The following is a 20,856-nucleotide window of genomic DNA, read 5'->3' on the forward strand; positions in this document are numbered from 1 at the left end:
TGCGTATGATTCTCCGTTTTTCTATTCCCTACTTCACTGCCTGGGGGCAACGCCTGGTGGTATGCGGTTCTGAGCCCAGCCTGGGCAACTGGAACCTTGATCAGGCTCTAAACCTGCACTTCGACCCCGCCGTGGGCACCTGGAGCCAGGAAATTACCCTTCCAGATACCGCCAGCGGCACTGTATCCTATAAGTATATGTTGCTGAACCAGCAGGACGGTACCCAGGAGTGGGAATGGGGGCCTAATCGTACTATCGACTACCAGCAGGGCCAATACCAGCGCGTCCTGCTGCACGATTTCTGGCGGGCACCCGCCGAACCCGAAAATGAGCTGTTTACGGCCGCTTTCACCGAGGCCCTGATGCGCCGTCCTACCCCCGCGCCAGCTGAGGCTGCCACGGAGGGCGTGACCGGCAACACCGCGGTGCGCTTCCAGTTGGCCGCGCCGCGTGTGCCCTCGGGTTGCCAGGTGTGCGTGCTGGGCTCCGATGCCGCCCTGGGCGCTTGGGATGCCAAGCAGGCCCTAGTGCTATCGGATGCCGACTACCCTACCTGGCACGCCGACGTAACCCTGGCCCAACCCGACCGCATTGCCTTATATAAGTATGGTATCTGGGACCCGGCCACTCAAACCATGGTGCAGCTGGAAACCGGCGAAGACCGGGTGCTGCCGCCTTCCGAGCAGGAGTACACCCTGCGCGTGCGCGCCGACGAAAACTTCCGCTACACCACCGGTCACTGGCGCGGGGCCGGCGTGGCCCTCCCCGTGTTTGCCCTGCGCAGCCAGCAAGGCCTGGGGGTAGGCGAGTTCCCCGATTTGAAGCTGCTGATGGACTGGGCCGTGCGCACCAATTTGCAACTGGTGCAGGTATTGCCCATCAACGATACCACCGCTACCCATACCTGGGTAGACAGTTACCCCTACGCCGCTATTTCGGTGTTTGCCCTGCACCCGCAGTACCTGAACCTGGATGCGGTGGCCGAGCTGCAAGACCCCGCCGACCGCGCCGAGCTGGACCGCCTGCGTGAGGAGCTGAACGCCAAGGATTTTGTGGACTACGAGCCGGTGATGAACGCCAAATGGGCGTTTATTCGCAAGCTCTACCAGCAAGAGAAAAAGCAGTTCTTATCCGATCCGGCGTTCAAAGCGTTTTTGCAGGAGCAGCGCAGCTGGCTGGTGCCGTACGCGGCCTTCTCAGCCCTACGCGACCGGTTCGGGACGGCCGATTTCCAGCAGTGGCCCCAGGAGTTCCGCGCTCCGCACGACCTGGAAGCTCTCACGGCCCAGACGCAACCCGACTTCGACGAGTTCGGCGTGCACTTTTTCACGCAGTTTCACCTCGATAAGCAACTGCTCGACGCTGTGAACTACGGCCGCGAGCGGGGCGTGGTGCTGAAGGGCGACCTGCCCATTGGCATCTACCGCCACTCCGTGGATGCCTGGACTCAGCCCGAGCTGTACCACATGGACCGCCAGGCCGGCGCCCCACCAGACGACTTCTCTACCACCGGCCAGAACTGGCGCTTTCCTACCTACAACTGGGAGCGCATGGCCGAGGACGACTACGCGTGGTGGAAGCAGCGCATGGGCCACTTAGCCCGCTACTTCGACGCCCTGCGCATCGACCACATCCTAGGCTTCTTCCGCATCTGGGAGATGCCCGGCAACTCGGTGGAGGGTCTACTGGGCCACTTTGCGCCGGCCCTACCCCTGCACCGCGATGAGATTGAGCGCCGCTTGGGTTGGTTTGACTATGGCCGTCTGTGCATGCCCTACATCCGGTGGCACATGCTGCAAGACATCTTCCACGACCAGGCCCAGGCCGTGTACGACGAGTACATGGACGATGCTGGTTACGGTGCCATCCAACTGAAGCCGCACGTGGCCTCGCAGCGTCAGATTGAGGCATATATAGACGAAAAGATTGCCCGCGAGCCGCATAGCGCTGACCACTACAAATGGCTGCGTACGGGCCTGTATCAGTTGGTGAACGAGGTGCTGTTCCTACCCGCCGGCAACGACTATTACCACCCGCGCATCACGCTCAACAAAACCTACTCCTTCCGCGAACTGGACGGCGACGAAGCCCGCCGTCGACTCTACGACGACATCTACATCAATTTCTTCTACGGCCGCAACGAGGAGTTCTGGCGCGAGCAGGGCCTCATTAAGCTGCCGCCCGTACGCTACGCCACCAACATGCTGATTTGCGGCGAAGACCTGGGCATGGTACCTGCCTCGGTGCCCGGCGTGATGAAGCAGCTTGGCATCCTGGGCCTCAACATCCAGCGCATGCCCTCCGACCCTAAGGTAGAGTTCGGCCACCCCGATGCCGCGCCCTACCTCTCTGTGGTCAGCCCCGGCTCGCATGACATGAGCACACTGCGCGGCTGGTGGGAAGAAGACCGCCAGAAAACCCAGCACTTCTTCGAGAACACCCTCGGCCATTGGGGCGAGCAAGCCCCTTACTACTGCGAGCCGTGGGTAGCCCGCGAGATTGTGGCACAACACCTGCACTCGCCTGCCATGTGGGCCATCTTCCCGCTCCAGGATCTGTTGGCTCTCAGCGCCGACCTGCGCCGCGAGAACCCGCAGGACGAGCAGATCAACGTGCCCGCCAACCCGCAGCATTTCTGGAAATACCGCCTGCACCTCGATTTGGAAGACCTGAATCGGGCCACCAATTTCAATCACGAGTTACAGACATTAATAGCCGTGCGCGGTCGGGCTCTGCTGTAATGCCACTACTCCCTTCCTATCTGCAAAAATAACGCAGTAACATTCTACGAAAAGCCCTGCTTCACTTTGTGTGGAGTAGGGCTTTTTTTGTATACAATATATTGTTAAAATTATAAAATGCGATACTAAGCTGAACCGTACTAGTGTTATTAAAATAAGTATATAGAGTAAAGCATATTATATTTTTTTAAAGTGCATATCTCGGGCAGTATTAATTAAACTAGTGTTTTAGCAGCTTATTGAGGAAGCGGAATAGTGACAAAATACGATTATGCCAAGTTGATAGATTTTGATTGATTTACGGGAGTAAGTTGGCTTAATATTCGTAAAGTTGAACACTGTATAATTTATTATAAAATACTGAAAAAAAGCATTTTATAATAAATTCCAGAATGCTTTGGCGAGTCGCTATATAGAATACAGTAAGTAGGTTATTACTCTATTCCTAAAATGATTCGGCATGATTCAAAAATAGAAAAGTTGTATTTAATTATTCTGGTTGATATCTAATGAATTGTTTTTGGTAGATACCCGCAATGCGTTTAGGCAACTCATTCTGTAAACCTCGATGAGACTGAATAATTGCTGGTGTTCTTTCAGTAAACCTTCCCATTTTGACTTCATTGGAATTAAATCCAATTGAGTGATTCACTAAGCATCCCTCCATTAGTTCGCATTTCACAGGAATTTTTCACTACATGAAAGCAACCTTACGCTTACTGGGTCTAGTTGCAGTCTTGGCTTCTTCGGGGCTGTTGCCGGCCCTGGGACAAACGTGTACGACTGCCCCCGTCACGCTAGACTACACTGCGCGCACGAACGGTGAAAGCTGGAAAAACCGCCCCGCTGAAGGGGTGCCCAGTACCACTTCCTTCACGCGGGTAGGCACCAGCTACAGCTCAACAAATGACAATGCTACTGCTTTATCCGTAAGTGCACTGAACGGGCAAAAAGGATTGGTATGGAGCGCTACTTATTTAGCTAATAACTCATCGACCGTTACATATACATTCAGCCGGGCCGTATCGGGCTTATCGATGCGGGTGCAGGATATTGACGCTATATACAATGTTGGGGTAGTCAACCTTGCCCTGAGTTCAGGTTATACTGATGAGGTAACAATCTCCGGCACCACGGCAACCAACACAACGGTACGGCCTACTCTGACTCTGGTTGGCAGCAGTGCTACTTATATAAACCTGAGCAACACGACCACTACCGCCACAGCTACAGCTAAGGTGGGGCCCGGTGGTAATTCGGCCGTGGATGGCGCTTCGGTGGATGTGGCGTTCAACGTTCCGGTTACGTCGTTCACAATCGTGTATCGCAATACCACAGCGGCAAATGGTCTGCTACCGCTTACCGAAACGCAATCCATCAGCATTCCCAGCATCTCGTGGTGCCGGATAGAGCCTGTAGCCAACGATGTGACGACGGCCGGTATGTCGAACGGCGCTAGTGTACTGCCCATCAGCGCCCTGAGCGCTGCGGTAGACGGTACCTTGAAGGGGTATAAACTGGTAACAGTACCCTCTGCTACGCAGGGTATTTTATACGTGAATGGCACTGCTGCTACCGCCGGCCAGAACCTAACGCCGGTGCAGGCCACGCAGCTCACGTTTGACCCGGCCGTGACAGCAATGGGTCCGGTAAGCTTCAGCTACACGGCCATTGATGATGCCGATGTGCAGGACGCTACGCCGGCCACCTACACCATTCCCGTAACGCCAACGGGTGCCAGCGGCGCACCGGCGCCCTGCGCTAATCCGGGCCGTGATGGCTCAGTAGCTGGCTTGGCAGTGAATCCGGACACGTACTACCCCAGTCGCACCACCCAAACGCTGGCGGCGGGTGCCACTTCGATTGTGGTAGAAGCCGCTGCGGGAACTACTAAAACCAACATTGCGGCTGGCGACTTGCTGTTGGTTATTCAGATGCAAGGGGCCGACATCAACGTTACCAGTACCGATGCCTACGGCGACGGTGTAGCGGGTGGACCCGCCAGTGGCTACTTGAGCAACGCCAGCTTCACGGCCGGCACGTATGAGTATGTGGTAGCAAAAAGTGATGTTACGACTGCGGGTGGTACCGTGCAGCTGGCTACTCCGCTCAGGAGCGGATACCAGAACGCCCCTGCCACTAGTACTGCCGGGCAGCGCCGCTTTCAGGTGGTGCGGGTTCCGCAATATGGCAACCTGACGCTGAGTGCCACCATCACCGCCCTACCCTGGGACGGTAGCACAGGCGGTATACTGGCCCTTGATGTAGCTGGTACGCTGAACCTGAACGGATTCACGATAAACGCAACGGGAGCGGGCTTCCGGGGTGGGGCTGGCCGTGTGCAGACCACTGCTAATGGCGACGACCTATCGTATGTGACAACAGCTGCTTCCAACAACAACGCACAGAAAGGAGAGGGTATTGCCGGTACTCCGCAATACGTATTTAACGGTACTACCCTCGTAACTAACACGGCGGATGGGTACCCTAGCGGTAGCAATAGCCGTGGGGCACCCGCCAATGCAGGCGGCGGCGGCAACAACAACGTAGACAACAGCGGCGGTGGCGGCGGTGCCAATGGTGGCGCAGGCGGCCGAGGTGGCAATAACTTCAACAGTAAGCTCGCCATTGGGGGCGAGCCGGGTGCCGCAGTAACGGAAGGTAGCAGTAGCCGCCTGTTCTTGGGCGGCGGCGGCGGTGCCGGTACCAACAACGGTAGCACCGGCACTGATGGAACAATCAGTAGCGGCGCAGTGGGCGGCGGCATTATTATGGTGCGTACAGGTGCTGTGAGTGGCACGGGCACCCTTGTGGCCAATGGCACCTCGGCCAGCAGCGCCGTGAAAGACGACGGTAACGGCGGCGGCGGCGCCGGCGGATCTATCTTACTGACGGCCGTTAATACAGCGGGCCTGTCGAAGGTTACGCTAACTGCCGATGGCGGCAATGGCGGCACGAACACCGGCAGCGGTACCGCCGGCTACCACGGTCCTGGCGGCGGTGGCGGTGGCGGGGTAGTGCTGGCTAATGGCGCAGTAGCAGCCGTATCGACGGCGGCTGGTGCCAATGGTACAACCGTGGGCGGTGGTGCTTTTGGCGCTGCCCCTGGCCTGTCGGGTGTGAGCAACACGCAAATCAGTGGCAGCATTGCCAACAGTACTGTGGGTACTACCTGCGCCGCAGATGTAACCACAACGCTAACCGGACCGGCGCTGCTGAATCCAGGTCAGCCCTCGGGTAGCTATACGGCCACGTTCACAAACACGGGCCTGGGCACGGCCGAGGGGCTGACGCAGACCGTTACGCTCCCCATGGGGGTAACCAGCGTGCAAGTTCCGAACGGGGCTACCTATGATCCGAATACCCGTATCATCACCTTCAGCGGTAGCGCTTCTACCCTGAATGGGCGAGCCAGCAACGCGTATCAGTTCAGCTTCACGGCACCCAGACAAACAGGTACTCTTACCCTTATCAGCAACGTAAGTACGACTACGGCCGAGGGCGTAAGTATCGCTCCCAACCAAGCCAGCCTCACGGCTACGCTGAATATGACGGCCGATGTAGCTGTCACCATCACCACGCCAACCAACCCCGTAACGGCCGGGCAGGACGGCACGTTTGACGTGACGTTTGACAATATCGGTACCAACGCGGCGGCGACGCCTACTGCCCAGGTACAGCTGCCCAGCGGCCTGCAAGAGGTGCGCGTAACGGCCAGCAATGGCGTAACGGGTAACTACGTTGGCGCAACGGGCATTGTGACGTACACGTTCCCCAACAACAACGCTGCTCTAGCCAGCTTGTTCAGAGCCAGCTCGTCTATCAAGTTCACTGCTCCGGCTGTTGGACCGGTAATGGCCACGGCTACTATGAGCACTAGCACCTACGAAGCCGGTCAGACTGCCAACAACGCAGGCACCAGTACGTTGAACATTACGCCTTCCTTTGACTTGGCCACCAGCCTCCACGGCCCCACCAGCACAGTAGAGGGCTCGCTCACTACCTTCACCGTCCTGACCACTAATGCAGGGCCTTCGCCGGCCAGCAGCGTTACGCAATACGTGCAATTGCCAGCTGGTTTGAGCAGCGTGTTTGTGTCCGGCAACGGCACCTACGATAAGAACTCGGGCATTATAACCTTTCCGACATTAGCTATGCTGGCCAACGGCACTACGGTGAACAACAGCATCAGCTTTGCGGCGCCAATGAGCAACTTTACTGTAACGGCTAGCGTGTCGCCTACTGCCGGCGACTTGTTCACGAACAACAACAGCACCACGGCGGCGCCTACCAGCGTAACGCCCGCTACTACCGACCGTGCGAACATCTATACCAGCATAACAGTACCAGGTGCCAACATGCTGCCTGGGGCACCGCTAGTATTTTCGGTGACGATGGGCAACCACGGTCCGGCCACTGCTAATAACGTGGTGCAGCGCGTGCTGCTGCCCCCCAATATGACAGGAGTGCAGACCACGGGTAGCGGGACGTATGACCCTGCAACGGGCCTAGTAACATTCCCGGCCATAAGCCCAGTTAGTGGAACGGCCGAAATGCGTACGATTACCCTGGCGGCTCCGCAGGCCGGAACGGTGATGGCCCTGGCCAGCATCAGCTCCGCTACTTCTGACCCTATGCTTGGCAACAACCTGGCCGCTACGGCAGCCGTGGTAGCCCCGCAGGCCGATGTGGCTACCGCTCTGCAAGGGCCGCTCTCGACGGTGGCCGGACAGTCGGTGACCTACACAGTAACTACCTTAAACAATGGTCCCTCGGTAGCTTCCAACGTGGTGCAGACAGTGCAGATTCCGGCTGGCCTCACGGGCGTGAATGCAGGCACGGGCACGTACGATGCTACGTCTGGTGTTATCACGTTTCCGGCGGTCACCAGCCAGGCTGTGGGCAGTACCATGACAAGCACCATCACGTTTACAGCGCCCTCCAACAGCTCCTTTGTGGCAACGGCCTACGTCAGCTCTTCTACGGCAGATGCCAACACAAGCAACAACACGGCGAAGGCTACCACAGCCACGCAGCGTAATGCAGATATGTCTGTGTTTCTGACCGGGGTGAAGACCACCGTTGTAGGCAACCCCGTTACCTACACCGTTACCACGACCAACAATGGTCCGTCGCTTTCTTCGGGTCAGACTACGACCGTGCAACTACCCGCCGAACTGGGTGGCGTAACGGTTACTGGCGGCGGCAGCTACAACGCTGCAACAGGCTTGGTGACATTCCCCACCGTAACGGACCAGGCGGTAGGAACAGCGGGTACGCTGGCTAATACCATTACGTTCCTAGCTCCCGATGCAGCCCAGCTTACCCTGTTAGCCACAACGGTTGCGGCGGCTGGGGCCAACGACCCGAGCCTGGTTAATAACACCGCTACCATCAGCACCGAAGTGACTACAACGACTCTGGCCTCGGTAGATGAGCAGACATCGATTGTTGCTAACGTGTTGGTCCAAGCAGCTGGTCAGCCCATACGTTTCACCGTGAATACGATCAATGCCAGCACCACCACGCCGGTTACCAACGTAGTGCAGCTAGTTTCTCTCCCTGCTGGCCTGACTGGTGTGACAGTGGAAGATGGTGGGTATAATGAGCAAACGGGCGTCGTGACATTTGCGACTCTTAGCACCCAGGCTGCAGGCACCACCCGTACCCGTGATATTACAGTGAATGCACCCGGCACCGGGCCATTGGTAGCCCGTGCCAGCGTATTGAGCGGCAACCCCGATCCGACGCCGGCCAACAACTACGCAACTGCCGTTGTAAACATCGACGCCCGCGCTGATGTGATGACGAAGGTGAGCGGTCCGGCCACTGCCCTACCCGGTACACTGGTGACGTACAACGTCGTAACGCTCAACAACGGTCCCTCGCCGGCAACGGATGTGCAGCAAAAGATAGTGTTGCCTGCCGGCGCAACCGTCGTGGCGCTGCCAGTAGGTGCTACCCAAAACGGCAGCGAAATAACCTTCGCAACCCTTGCGTCGCAGGCGGCCGGGGTGGCCGGGGAAGTGACCAACAACATTACCTTCACTGCCCTTACGCCCGGCTTCAGCGTAACTAGCAGCCTGATTGCTACAACAGTTGATATGAACCCCGGTGATAATACGTCGACGCAGGCTACTACTCTGGCCAACCAAGCTCCGGTAGCCAATGCGACCATCAACACCATGCAGAGCCCACAGGGCAACACGGCTGGTCAGCTGGCAATTGCTCCGCTGAATGGCCGCGACGCCGACGGTTCGATTAGGTCTTATACCATCAAATCGCTACCCACGAGTGCGCAAGGGGTATTGTATCTGAATGGTAGTCCGGTGGCAATGGAGCAACAGGTGATGGCGACTGATGCTGGGAAACTGACCTTTGATCCAGCGGAAAGTTACACCGGCAACGTGTTCTTCTCCTACACTGCTACTGACAATCAGAACACGGACTCAGCTCCAGCGCTGTACGCGCTGGCGGTAGGACAAGACAACGTTGCGCAGTACACCAAAACCGCGCTAAAAGGGGGCACGACTACGCCGTATCAGAACAGCGACGTAATTGCAACGGTGTTCGATGAGAACGGCGGGGCCTACAATGACGCTACCCCACAGGCCATAACGGACAACGGCATTCGCCAGGCTACCCTAGCGGACCAGACGAGTACCGAACAGCTCAGCACTCTGGGTCTCGCTCTCGATCCGGCCACGGGCCAGCTTCTCGTTGCTGACCGCAATAAGCTCCGGGCAGGTACCTATGCTGTCAACATCACAACTACGGATGCTTATGGTGGTATCACGTCGCATGCTGTAGGATTTACTATTGGCGGGAATCCACTACCGGTAGAGCTGGTAGCGTTTGAGGTGAAAGCAGTGGGCCAACATGCCGTGCTGAACTGGCGCACCGCTTCGGAGAAAAACAACGACCGCTTCGTAGTAGAGCGCTCCAGTGACGGTCATTCGTTTGTGCCGGTAGGCAGCGTAGCGGGTCACGGCAATACCAGCCAAGCAAGCAGCTACAACCTGACCGATGCCGGCGCCGCCCAAGTGGCTGCGCAGCTCTACTACCGCCTGCGGCAAATAGATCAGGGTGGTACGGAGTCGCTTTCGCCGGTGCGTACAGTGCAGTTTGCAGCTTATGCCACGGTAGCGCCTACTTTGTATCCCAACCCTGCCACCACCAGCACCGAGCTGGATGTGCGTGGGTTGGCAACTGGCAGCTACCAAGTGAGCGTGCTGGATATGACCGGCCGCCCGGTGGCCACCTACCCTGTGCAGGGTGGCAGTCTCGCAACACTGCCGGTTGCGCAGTTGCCAGCTGGTTCCTACGTAGTGGTTGTACAGGGTAGTGCTACTCGTCACATACTACGGTTTGTGAAGAAGTAGTTTCTCCCATATTTAACCACAAAGGGCGCCTCTGTTACAGAGGAGCCCTTTGTGTGTTTACAAGAAAATAGCAAAGCAGAACAGCACCAGATTACTTTCAGATGCACTGGATAAAAGTAAGATCAGAGACAAAGCAGTTATCAAAAGCCTAACCTGGTCGGTTATGCGTCAGAAGCCTTTTACTACTGCAATAGTGCTTTTTGAATTATATATAAAATTAGAATAATTATAAAAAAAGACATCTGAAAAGGCGTTGAATTTGTGTTTTTTAAAAGAGTAAAATACGAATTAGGTACTATTTCGTATAGTAAAAAAACCGTTCATTAAGGCTTTATCGTTGATTTCTGGCATAGATAGTGCATTTTATTACATTCATTCGGAATCTATAAATAAGAAAAAATATTCGCCGAGGGAAAGAAGGTTTCTATCGAAAATGTCCCAAATAGATAATAGGCAGGAAGTAGGTTTGCTATGATGTATTGGTTAGCAATAGATGCTTGATGGATAACTGAGAACCACTGCTGGAAAAGTCACACCACACATTCACTCCATATGAAGACAACTTTACGGTTTGTTATTCTACTCCTGGCTTGGAACTGCTTGGGTAGGACCGTCGCGTGGGCGCAAACTACTACACTCAATTTCGCCGATGCCAACTACAGTGGTAGCTGGGTTAACCGCGCTGCTACCAGCGTACCAGCTGGCTCTACAGTTACGACGGTTAGTAGTGCGTATAGTGCAACAGGAAGCGGAACTAGTGCAGGAACATCTACAAACGGTAGTATTGCTGACGCAAGATATTCTTTGGCAACGGAAGTGCGAAATAGTGTTACGACACTTAATTGGTTGATTAATTACCCCACAGGTAGTAACAAAACATCATCTGTCACTTTTACCTTCAACCGACCAGTAGCCAATTTTAAGGTACAAGTGCAGGATATCGATAAGAATGACGCTACTGGAACTACTTATATAGATCAAGTGGTTTTTGCGGGGGCTAATGGTGCAACTGCCGTTGCACCAACAGTAACCTCGTCTAGTCCGACAGCGGCAACTATCAATCCCTCAAATACAGCTACAGCGAACACGCTGAATCTTACTTCAGCTAATGACTATGTTACTGCTTCTTTCGGTAGCCCTATTACTAGTGTAACAATTACATATAAGAACACAACTGGAGCAACTGATCCCGCTGCACAAGGCATTGGCATTGACAAGATGACTTGGGACCGGGCGTTGCCTACTGCTAACAATATCACCAATGCGTCCCTGGCCAGCACAGCCAACCAAACGGCAATCAGCGCTTTAAGCGGTACTGTCGATGGCGGCGTTATCAGCTATACGATTACCCGGATTCCGCCCGTCAATCAGGGCGTGCTGTATTATAATACTACTGGCACTACCTACGCGGCTGTGGCTGCTGGTCAGACACTTACAGCAGCGCAAGCTGGTAGCCTCAGATTTGACCCTGCTGAAACCTTCGCTGGCGGCAATGTAACGTTCAACTACACCTCCAAAGACGACGCTAACCAGACCTCCGCACCGGCCACGTTTACTATTCCAATTCAGGCCATAGCTGTGGCTGGTAATTGCGGCGTTTCCTATTTCGATAATACCAAATCGTACAGTGGCCTATCGGCAGAGTATTTCTCTGGTAACTTCAACGACAACCTGAGCTATTTCGCTAACAATACGGCGAAGCTCTCCCGCGTGGATGCTACCATCAACTTCGCTGCCAGCAATAGCTTCGGCAACCTGGTGAGCGAAGGTGTAACGACCGCCGGCAGCGACGCCAACCCTGATCAATTCAGCGCCCGCTACCGCGGCAGCATTTACATCGGCACGGCTGGTACATACAGCTTCGACCTGAACTCCGACGAGGCCTCCTACATGTGGATTGACGGTGATGCGCTATTGGCGACACCCGACGCGAACACGGCCATTGTGAACAATGGCGGCAGCCATACTGCCCGTACAGCGCCCACGAAAGTGAGCGTGCCGCTGTCGGTGGGTCTACACAATATTCTGATTTTCTACGGCGAGGGCACCGGTAACAATAGCTTAGTTTTCAGTTACTTCTCTGGTCCTGGCGTAACGCAGGGTACTGTGGTGCCCAGTTCCGTATTGTGCGCCGGCAAGTCGAATCTGCCGCCGATGGCTGTCAACGTTACCAACACAACTATCATTCCGCGCAACGCTGCCCAGCGGACTATCAGCTCTCTGAACGCCACCGATGCGGATGGCAATGTTGCCTCATACAAGATTGTGACGCTGCCTACCTCAGGTACGCTTTACTACCAGGATGCTAACGGAACATACGTGGCTGCTACGGCCGGGCAGGTGCTAACGGTAGCTCAGGCCGGTAGCCTACGGTTTAAGCCTGACGGTACCACCGTGGGAAACGTCACGTTTACATTCTCTGCCACCGATAATAGTGGTATGGAGTCTAACGCCGCCGCTACCTATACAATTTCGGTCAGCGACGTGGTAGTGACGGCTGGCAACGATAGCTACGAGGTGCCTAAGAATACGCCCGTAACTGGCAACGTATTATTGAACGATAACGACCCGAACAACACTAAGCTAACTGCCACCAAGCTAACTGATCCGGCGCACGGTACGGTAGTCGTTAACGCGAACGGTACTTACACCTATACGCCTACCGCGGACTACTTGGGACCAGACAGCTTCACCTACCGAATTACGAATGAGGCTGGCCAGACAGCGACGGCTACGGTAAGCTTGCGTGTATATGACACTGGTTCGGCCTGTACATCCTCGACCGGCCAGAACCTGCTGACCAACTTTGACTTCTCCCAGGGCAACACCGGCTTCTCCAACGACTACAACTATATCTCGCCCACGGCCAACGCGGCACTTACTGGCGGTACTAAAGGGCTTAACCCAGAGGGCAACTATGCGGTGGACGTAAACGCCAACACGTATCACAACGCGTTCCGTGGGTACGACTACGACAACACCAACACCGATGGTACGACGAAGTCAACCACGCCGGCCGCGGCCAATAAGTTTCTGATGATTAACGGTTCGGCCAGCATCCAGCGCATGTACGCGCAAACGGTGACGGTGCAGAAAAACCGCTACTATACGTTCTCGGCCTACTTCAACAACTTGCTGCCGCCGGGCTCGAACAGTGCAGTACCGGAAGTAGGGTTCGTTATTAATGGCTCTTCCGTATCGAGCACGTTGATACTAAACGAGTCTCCGGACCGCTGGGTGAGGTATTCCAGCGTGTGGTACTCCGGCGACAATACTACGGCCGTATTTGAAATTCGCAACGTATCGACGGCCGCGGGCGGCAACGACTTGGGTATCGACCAGTTGTACTTTGGTACTTGTAACTTGCCCCCAGTCGCCAACAACGACTTACAAACTACGCTGCCTAACACGGCCAAAACTTTCTCCGTCACGGCCAATGATACGGACGGAGACGGCGGCATCAACGTGGCCACTGTAAACCTCGACCCCAGCAGCACCACCCGTCAGACAACCTTCACGGTGGCAAATAAGGGTACGTTCACAGTGAATAATAACGGCGATGTAACGTTTACACCAGTGACAGGTTTCACCGGTACAGTATCCATTCCCTATACGGTGCAGGACGTAGATGGTGCTCTGAGCAACCCTGGCACTATTTCCGTAACGGTGCAGAGCCCCCCTACCGACCTGACCACGACTATCACAGCCAGCGCAGCTAACGTAGATGCCGGCCAAACGCTGACGTACACCGTAACGGCTAGGAATAATGGTCCGAGCACGGCCACACAGGTAGTGGAAACCTTGCAACTGCCCGCCGGGCTGACCGATGGTGGCAACACGGTTACGTTTACTATAAACGGCGCGGCTAGCACAGCGCCTACCTACAATAACACGACAGGTCTGGTGACGTTCCCCACGGTGGCTTCACTGAACTCGGGTGGTAGCAATACCTACGGTATCACGGTGAAAGCACCCAGCGCCGGCCCCATCACGGCCACGGCCGGCATATCAGCCGCCAACACAGATATCAACCTGGCCAACAACGCAGCCAGCGTGAGCACGATTATCAACCCGCGCTACGACGTAACGACTACCATTACTGGCCCCACCAGCGTGGTAATCGGTAACCTGGCTACCTACACCGTAACCACGAAAAATGTGGCAACGAATGGTGCCCTGTCGGCTGCGCCCAACGTACTCCAAACTGTGACGCTACCCAAAAATCTGGTGGACGTGTACGTGTCTAATGGCGGCACCTACGACGCGGCTTCCGGCATTGTCACCTTCCCGGTACTGGCCTCCCTACCCCTGGGACAAACGGCTGTCAACACGATTAGCTTTACGGCACCAGCCACTGGCTTCACGGCTGCCGCTACTGTGGTAGGCAGCTATACCGCCGCGGGCACTAGCAACAACGTGGGCGACGTGGCTACAGGCAACAATACCCAAAACGCTACGGCTACCACCGTGACACCCACCACTGGTACGCCCGCTACGGCTACCACCAACCAGACTGGCACGGTGGCCAACCTGGCTACCACCATCTCTACCACGACACCGAGCGTGGCGCCCGGCGCCATCGTGACGATGAAAGTAGATATTGTGAACAACGGCCCCAGCGCCGCCACCAACGTAGTAGAGCAGGTGAGCATGCTGCCTGGCCTAACGGTATCGGGGCTGCCTGCCGGCGCTAGCTACGACGCAACTACTGGGGTATTAACCTTCGGTACCATTGGTAGCTTAGCCAGCGCCGCTACCCAGAGCTACTCGTTTCAGTTCACGGCCCCCACGGCTGGGTACGTGCTGGCTGCTGCCAGTGTAAGCAGCGCCACCACCGACCCTGTAGCCGCTGACAACGTGGCTTCAACCAAGGTGATGGTAACCCCAACCACCGACGTGACAACAGCTTTGGCTGGTCCCACCTCGGCTCTGGCCGGGCAAGTAGTGAACTACACCGTGACGACGGCCAACACAAGCGGTGCGCCCGCTAACGGTGTCGTGCAGACCGTGCGTCTGCCGGCTGGCCTTGCCGACGTGACCGTTACGGGCGGCGGCACCTACGATGCAACTACCGGGGTGGTTACCTTCGCGCTGGGCACGCTGCCTAGCGGCAGTAAGCTGGTAAACTCAGTATCGTTCGGTGCGCCGAGCGCGGGCTCCTACTCACCTACAGCCAATGTGAGCACTACCACGCCGGAAAGCAACACGGCTAACAACCGCGCTGCTGTTACGACGACAATAACCGGTTCCAACGATGTGGCTATCAGTGTGAACGGTCCGGTTGCTACGCCTGTTTTCGGGGCGGCTACTTATCAGGTAGTAACCACTAACAACGGGCCTAACACGGCCGAATCGGTAGTGCCGACGCTGCAATTGCCAGCTGGCCTGACCATTATTACTCTACCTGCTGATGCTACTTACAATAGTGCCACGGGGTTAGTAACTTTCGCTACGATTAGCAACTTAGCCAATGGCGCCAGCAACGTGAACAGCATCACGGTGCGGATGCCAGAAGTGGCCCAGCTGACGGGCTTGGCCCAGGCCACAGTAGCAGGTACGGTAGTAGACCGTAACCTCGACAACAACCGCTCAACGTTTACGACCGCCTCTACCCGCGAGAGCGACAAAACGGCGGACCTAAGTGTGACGCTTACGTCCTCGGCGGCTACTGTCACAGCTGGCCAGCCCGTAACGCTGACCGCCGTATTTTCCAGCAACCTCAACAACCAGGATCCGGCTACCAATGTGGTAACGCGTTTGAGCTTGCCTATCGGCTTAACTGGAGTAACAGTATCTAACGGAGGTACTTATAACAGCGCAACGGGCCTAGTGACTTGGCCAGTTATCGCCTCGCTGGCTTCGCCGACGACGACAACCCCCAGCTCGTTCACGTACACGGTGCAGCTGAATGCCCCGGGTCTTACTACCCTGTCGGCAACAGCCTCTATTGCCTCGGATATATCGGACTCGAACCCCGCTAACAACGCGGCGGCAGCCAGAATCAATATCACGGCGCAAACTGACGTGACAACACTGGTAAGCGGACCAGCAGCAGTGGTGCCAGGCAGCGCGGTTACATACTCCGTGGTAACGCTGAATAATGGTCCCTCACCGGCCGCCAACGTGGTGCAGAAGGTAACGCTCCCAACGGGCGTAATAGCCTCCAACATCACCAACGGTAGCCAGAGTGGGAACGTTATTACATTCAATACCATCACCTCGCAGGCCGCTGGCGCAGCTGGGGCCGTTACCAATACGTTCACTATCACAGCACCGACTACGGCTTATAGCGTGATGGGTAACGTGACGACGACTTCCTCGGAAAGCGACGCGACCAACAACCAGCGAACAACTAATACGGCTATCCTCGACCTGGCGCCTTACGCCCAGAACGTGGTAAACGCTATGCAGGCGCCCGAAGGCAATACCGCTGGCCAGATAACTATCTCGCCGCTTGCCGCTACTGACGCTGAAACTGCCGCCTCTAGTCTGACCTACGCTATCGATCCGGCTTCTTTGCCGACGGCGGCTCAGGGCGTGCTGTACTATAGTAATGGGGGTACCTACGTGGCATTACCCACCACCGGCACGGCCATCCCGCTGACGGCCGCGCAGGCAGCCACTTTGAAGTTTGACCCAGCGGCTGGCTTCACCGGCAACGCCTTCTTCAGCTATACAGCTATTGACGCGGCCAGCAACATCTCGAATGCGGCGTTGTATACCATTGCGGTGGGCAAAGACATCAACTCTTATTACAGGGCAACGCCCACCAAAGGAGGCAATAACACTCCGTATCAGAATAACGATGTGCTGACGTACCTTATCGACAATAATGGAGCACGATATGTTGCTTCGGGTACTACAGCCTTAGTATACGATGCCACTACGGGTGCCCTGCTCGCGGGAGCCAGCAACGGTTTGCCTACCACAGGTCTCAATACAGCTATTGCTGGTTCTTCGGCGCTAACTGTTGACCAACTATCGGCTGTAGGTATCAGCCTAAACCAATCTACTGGCCAGCTATTCGTATCAGATCGTACTAAGTTGCGGTCCGGTACGTACTCGGTGAGCATCACCACTACGGACGTGAATGGTGGTACCAACACCGTAGTAGAAACATTCAGTATTGGTGCGAACCCGCTGCCAGTTGAGCTGGTAGCCTTCGCGGTGCAGGCAGTGCAGCAGAACGCAGTACTGAGCTGGAGCACGGCTTCGGAGAAGAACAACGCCTATTTCGTAGTAGAGCGCTCTTTCGATGGCTTTGCCTTCATGGCGGTAGGCCGGGTAGCCGGGCAGGGTAGCACCAACCAGGCGCACGTGTACGGGCTGGTAGATGCCAAGGTGCCGCACACTGGCACGGTATACTACCGCCTGCGGCAGGTAGACCAGGACGGCACGGAGTCGCTGTCGCCGGTACGCACGGTGGTGTTCGCGGGTGAGGTAGTGGCGCAAGCCCCAACGCTGTATCCCAACCCAACCACCACGCGCACCACGCTGGACCTACGCGGTCTGGCAACTGGTAGCTACCAAGTAAGCGTGGTAGACATGGCTGGCCGTACGGTGGCTAGCTACTCGGTAAGCGGTGGCCTGGAGTCGTCGCTGGATGTGCAGCAACTGCCCGTGGGTACGTACGTGGTGCTGGTGCAAGGCACCAACGAGCGCCACGTGCTGCGCCTCGTGAAGCAATAAGCCCTGCGGCAAACGCTTCGCGCAAGCAAACAAAAAGCCTCTCCGGTGGGAGAGGCTTTTTGTTTTATGTCAATCAGGTTCTTATTTGAAGCAGCAGGAATAGTGATAAAAATAAGAACTAGGAAACTGTCCTGTGCAGAGAGCTAAAAACCAATTGCCCGAAACTTCGGTACAAAAGGCTCTTTCTATCTGAAAGCACCATTTCTGCGTGTTGTCAGCTTTCCCGCAGGTAGGCCTGCACCACACCGGTATTGGCTGTTGCGCTGCTCTTTTATTTGTTTCATGAAGCCAACCATTGCCACCGTACGCCCCGCCCACAAGCTGCTGACTTCCACTGACTATGACGTGGTAATTGTGGGCGCCGGCAGCGCCGGCCTGAGCGCGGCGCTGATACTAGGACGTAGCATGCGCCGCGTGCTGGTGTGCGATGCCGGTGCCCCACGCAACGTCACCTCACCCGCGGTGCAGGGCTTCTTCACCCGCGACTGCACCGCCCCCGAGGAGTTATTGCGCATTGGCCGCAGCCAGCTCACGCCCTACGAATCGGTGGAAGTGCGCGAGCTGCGCGTAACATCTATCACGAAAGAGAACGGCCATTTTCGGGTGGAGGCCGATACCGAGTCCAACCGCACTACCGTGGCAACGGCGCGCAAAGTGATACTGGCAACGGGGGTAGAAGACGAGTTGCCACCCCTGGATGGTATGCGCGAGTTCTGGGGTAGGGGGGTGCTGCACTGCCCCTACTGCCACGGCTGGGAAGTGCGCAATCAACCGCTGGCCGTCTACGGCCGCGGCAAAACCGTAACGGGACTAGCCCTACTGGTCAGCCGGTGGTCGAGCCACATAACGGTGTGCACCGACGGGCCGGGCCACCTCACCAACAATGCCCGGCGCCGTTTGCGCCAGCAGGGCATTGCTGTGCGTGAGGAGTGCGTGCAACGATTGGTAGGCAACCCCGATGGGATGCTGCGTTGCGTGGAGTTTGAAACAGGCGAGCCACTGGAATGTCATGCACTATTTCTGCACGCGCCCCAACACCAGCGCGCCCCGTTTGCCAAGCAGCTAGGGTGCCGCTTCACGAAGAAAGGAGCCGTGTGGGTCGATAAAAAGCAGCAGACCTCCGTGACTGGCCTCTACGCTGCTGGCGACCTTACGCCCGGTCAGCAGCAGGCCATTATGGCCGCCGCCGATGGCTCCAAGGCAGGCATTGTCATCAACGAGCAGCTGACACGGGAAGAATGCCCAAAATAAGTTGAAGGAGTAGCCGAACGGCAATCTGTTTGGCGTAGTGGTTGCGTAGGTTCCGGACAAAATTCAATTCACATGAAAAAAGTCCTGTTACTCGCTACCCTCTTTTTTGGTTTGTTCGTTGTTGGCTGCAAGGAGATTGACAAGCTCCTGACCTTCTATATTGAAGACAGCCAAAACATCAAAATTGCCTCTAGCTTCCCGGTGGGAATAGCCGCGCCCTTGTCGCCAGTGGCTGTGCCTACGCAGTCGTCTTCCAAATTCAAGAACAACAATACCCGCGCCGACTTGGTGAAGGATGTAAGCCTAGATCGGCTCACGCTCACCATTGCCGACCCCAACAGCGAAAATTTCAATTTCCTACGCAGCATTGAAATTTACATCAGCACGGGCAACGGCAACGACCAGATTCTATTAGCCTCGCTGAGCAATGTCCCAACTGGCGTGCAGAGTATCACACTCACGCCCACCAAGGCCAAACTCGACAGCTACATCAAAGCAGAAAGCTATACGCTAACCACCAAGGCTACCATTGCCAAGGCCATCACCCGCGACATCACCATCCGCGCCGACTCCCGCTTCAAAGTCACCGCCGATCCGCTGTAAGGTGAAACAGTGAGTTTGTGAAGTGGTGAGTGAAAAAAACCGCCTGTCATCTTGAGCTTGCGAAGGACCTTATCAGGCGTGAACGAGTCGCTGTTATGTCTATCGTTCTTTGGGCATAAGATCCTTCGCAAGCTCAGGATGACAGGCGGGTTTTTTCACTCACCACTTCACCACTTATTTCAACAACTCGTGCAGTACGGTTTGCATGGAGAAGACGCGGTTGCCGGCTTCCTGAATCACCAGGGAGTTAGGTGAGTCCAGGATGGCGTCGGATACTTCTACGTTGCGGCGCACGGGGAGGCAGTGCAGGAATTTAGCGTCGTTGGTACCCGTCATGTGCTCGGGCGTAAGCATCCAGCTAGGGTCGTTGCTGATGACTTGGCCGTATTCCTTATAGCTGCTCCAGTTTTTGGCCTGCACAAAATCGGCACCCTCCAGGGCTTTCCGTTGGTCGTACTCGATGCGGGCGCCTTTCGTGAATTTGGGGTCTAGCTCGTAGCCCTCGGGGTGGGTAATCACAAAGTCTACCCAATCGACTTCCGAGAACCAATCGGCGAAGGAGTTGGGTACGCACTGGGGTAGGGCGCGCACGTGGGGTGCCCAGGTCAACACCACTTTCACACGCTCTTTCTGCTTGTGTTCGGCCACGGTAATCAGGTCGGCAAACGACTGCAACGGGTGCAGCGTAGCGCTTTCCAGGCTCACCACGGGCACCGTGGCGTATTGCATAATCTTCTTGAATACCACCTCGTTGTAGTCTTCTTCGCGGTCCTTCAGGGTAGGGAAGGTGCGCACGCCCAACACGTCGCAATACTGGCTCATCACCGCAATAGCCTCCTTGATGTGCTCCTGCGTGCCGCCGTTCATCACGGCGCCATCGGCCATTTCCAACGTCCACGAATCAGCACCGGCGTTCAGTACCCAGGCTTGTGCGCCCAGATTGTAGGCAGCCTTCACGCTGCTCAGGCGGGTGCGCAAGCTGGGGTTAAAGAAAATCAGCCCGACGGTCTTATTCTTACCAATGTGCTGGTAGTCGTATGGGTTTTGCTTGATTTCAAGTGCCTTAGCGAGGAGAGCTTTGTAGTCGCCCGCATCGGCGAAGGAGGTGAAGTTCTGCATGAAGGGAGGTATGTGTGTAAGGGTCGGAAAGTGTCCGTCATGCTGAGCCTGTCGAAGCGTCTCTACCGCTT

General features: G+C 56.1%; 6 protein-coding genes. 5 read left to right on the forward strand and 1 reads right to left on the reverse strand.

The window, feature by feature from the left end; genetic code table 11:
• The first annotated feature begins 5 nt into the window (after window positions 1-5).
• The 5 genes from F1C16_RS18690 (at window position 6) to F1C16_RS18710 (ending at window position 19,666) form a co-directional block, all read left to right on the forward strand.
• Window positions 6-2,741 (forward strand): 4-alpha-glucanotransferase, encoded by a 2,736-nt coding sequence (locus F1C16_RS18690; RefSeq protein WP_185282107.1) that lies wholly within the window; start codon window positions 6-8, stop codon window positions 2,739-2,741.
• A gap of 698 nt (window positions 2,742-3,439) precedes the next feature.
• Window positions 3,440-10,123, forward strand: coding sequence for a T9SS type A sorting domain-containing protein (locus F1C16_RS18695; protein WP_185282108.1), 6,684 nt, complete (start codon window positions 3,440-3,442; stop codon window positions 10,121-10,123).
• Between the two features lie 1,218 nt (window positions 10,124-11,341).
• Window positions 11,342-17,812, forward strand: coding sequence for an Ig-like domain-containing protein (locus tag F1C16_RS18700; protein WP_185282109.1), 6,471 nt, complete (start codon window positions 11,342-11,344; stop codon window positions 17,810-17,812).
• 282 nt (window positions 17,813-18,094) lie between these two features.
• Window positions 18,095-19,063: an NAD(P)/FAD-dependent oxidoreductase gene (locus F1C16_RS18705; protein ID WP_185282110.1), complete on the forward strand. Its 969-nt coding sequence runs from the start codon at window positions 18,095-18,097 to the stop codon at window positions 19,061-19,063.
• Window positions 19,064-19,135: 72 nt separating this feature from the next.
• Window positions 19,136-19,666, forward strand: a complete 531-nt coding sequence (locus F1C16_RS18710) for a hypothetical protein (RefSeq protein ID WP_185282111.1) — start codon at window positions 19,136-19,138, stop codon at window positions 19,664-19,666.
• 174 nt (window positions 19,667-19,840) lie between these two features.
• On the opposite strand, the gene F1C16_RS18715 is transcribed toward F1C16_RS18710, so the two are convergent.
• Window positions 19,841-20,785, reverse strand: a complete 945-nt coding sequence (locus tag F1C16_RS18715; RefSeq protein WP_185282112.1) for an N-acetylornithine carbamoyltransferase — start codon at window positions 20,783-20,785, stop codon at window positions 19,841-19,843.
• Between the last annotated feature and the right edge of the window lie 71 nt (window positions 20,786-20,856).

It is taken from the genome of Hymenobacter sp. NBH84 (genome assembly GCF_014217645.1).
GTDB lineage: Bacteria > Bacteroidota > Bacteroidia > Cytophagales > Hymenobacteraceae > Hymenobacter > Hymenobacter profundi.

Excerpts from the sequence above, each read along its gene's own strand:
- F1C16_RS18690 (WP_185282107.1), top strand. The coding sequence starts at position 6 with ATGATTCTCCGTTTTTCTATTCCCTACTTCACTGCCTGGGGGCAACGC.
- F1C16_RS18695 (WP_185282108.1), top strand. The coding sequence starts at position 3,440 with ATGAAAGCAACCTTACGCTTACTGGGTCTAGTTGCAGTCTTGGCTTCT.
- F1C16_RS18700 (WP_185282109.1), top strand. The coding sequence starts at position 11,342 with ATGACTTGGGACCGGGCGTTGCCTACTGCTAACAATATCACCAATGCG.
- F1C16_RS18705 (WP_185282110.1), top strand. The coding sequence starts at position 18,095 with ATGAAGCCAACCATTGCCACCGTACGCCCCGCCCACAAGCTGCTGACT.
- F1C16_RS18710 (WP_185282111.1), top strand. The coding sequence starts at position 19,136 with ATGAAAAAAGTCCTGTTACTCGCTACCCTCTTTTTTGGTTTGTTCGTT.
- F1C16_RS18715 (WP_185282112.1), bottom strand. The coding sequence starts at position 20,785 with ATGCAGAACTTCACCTCCTTCGCCGATGCGGGCGACTACAAAGCTCTC.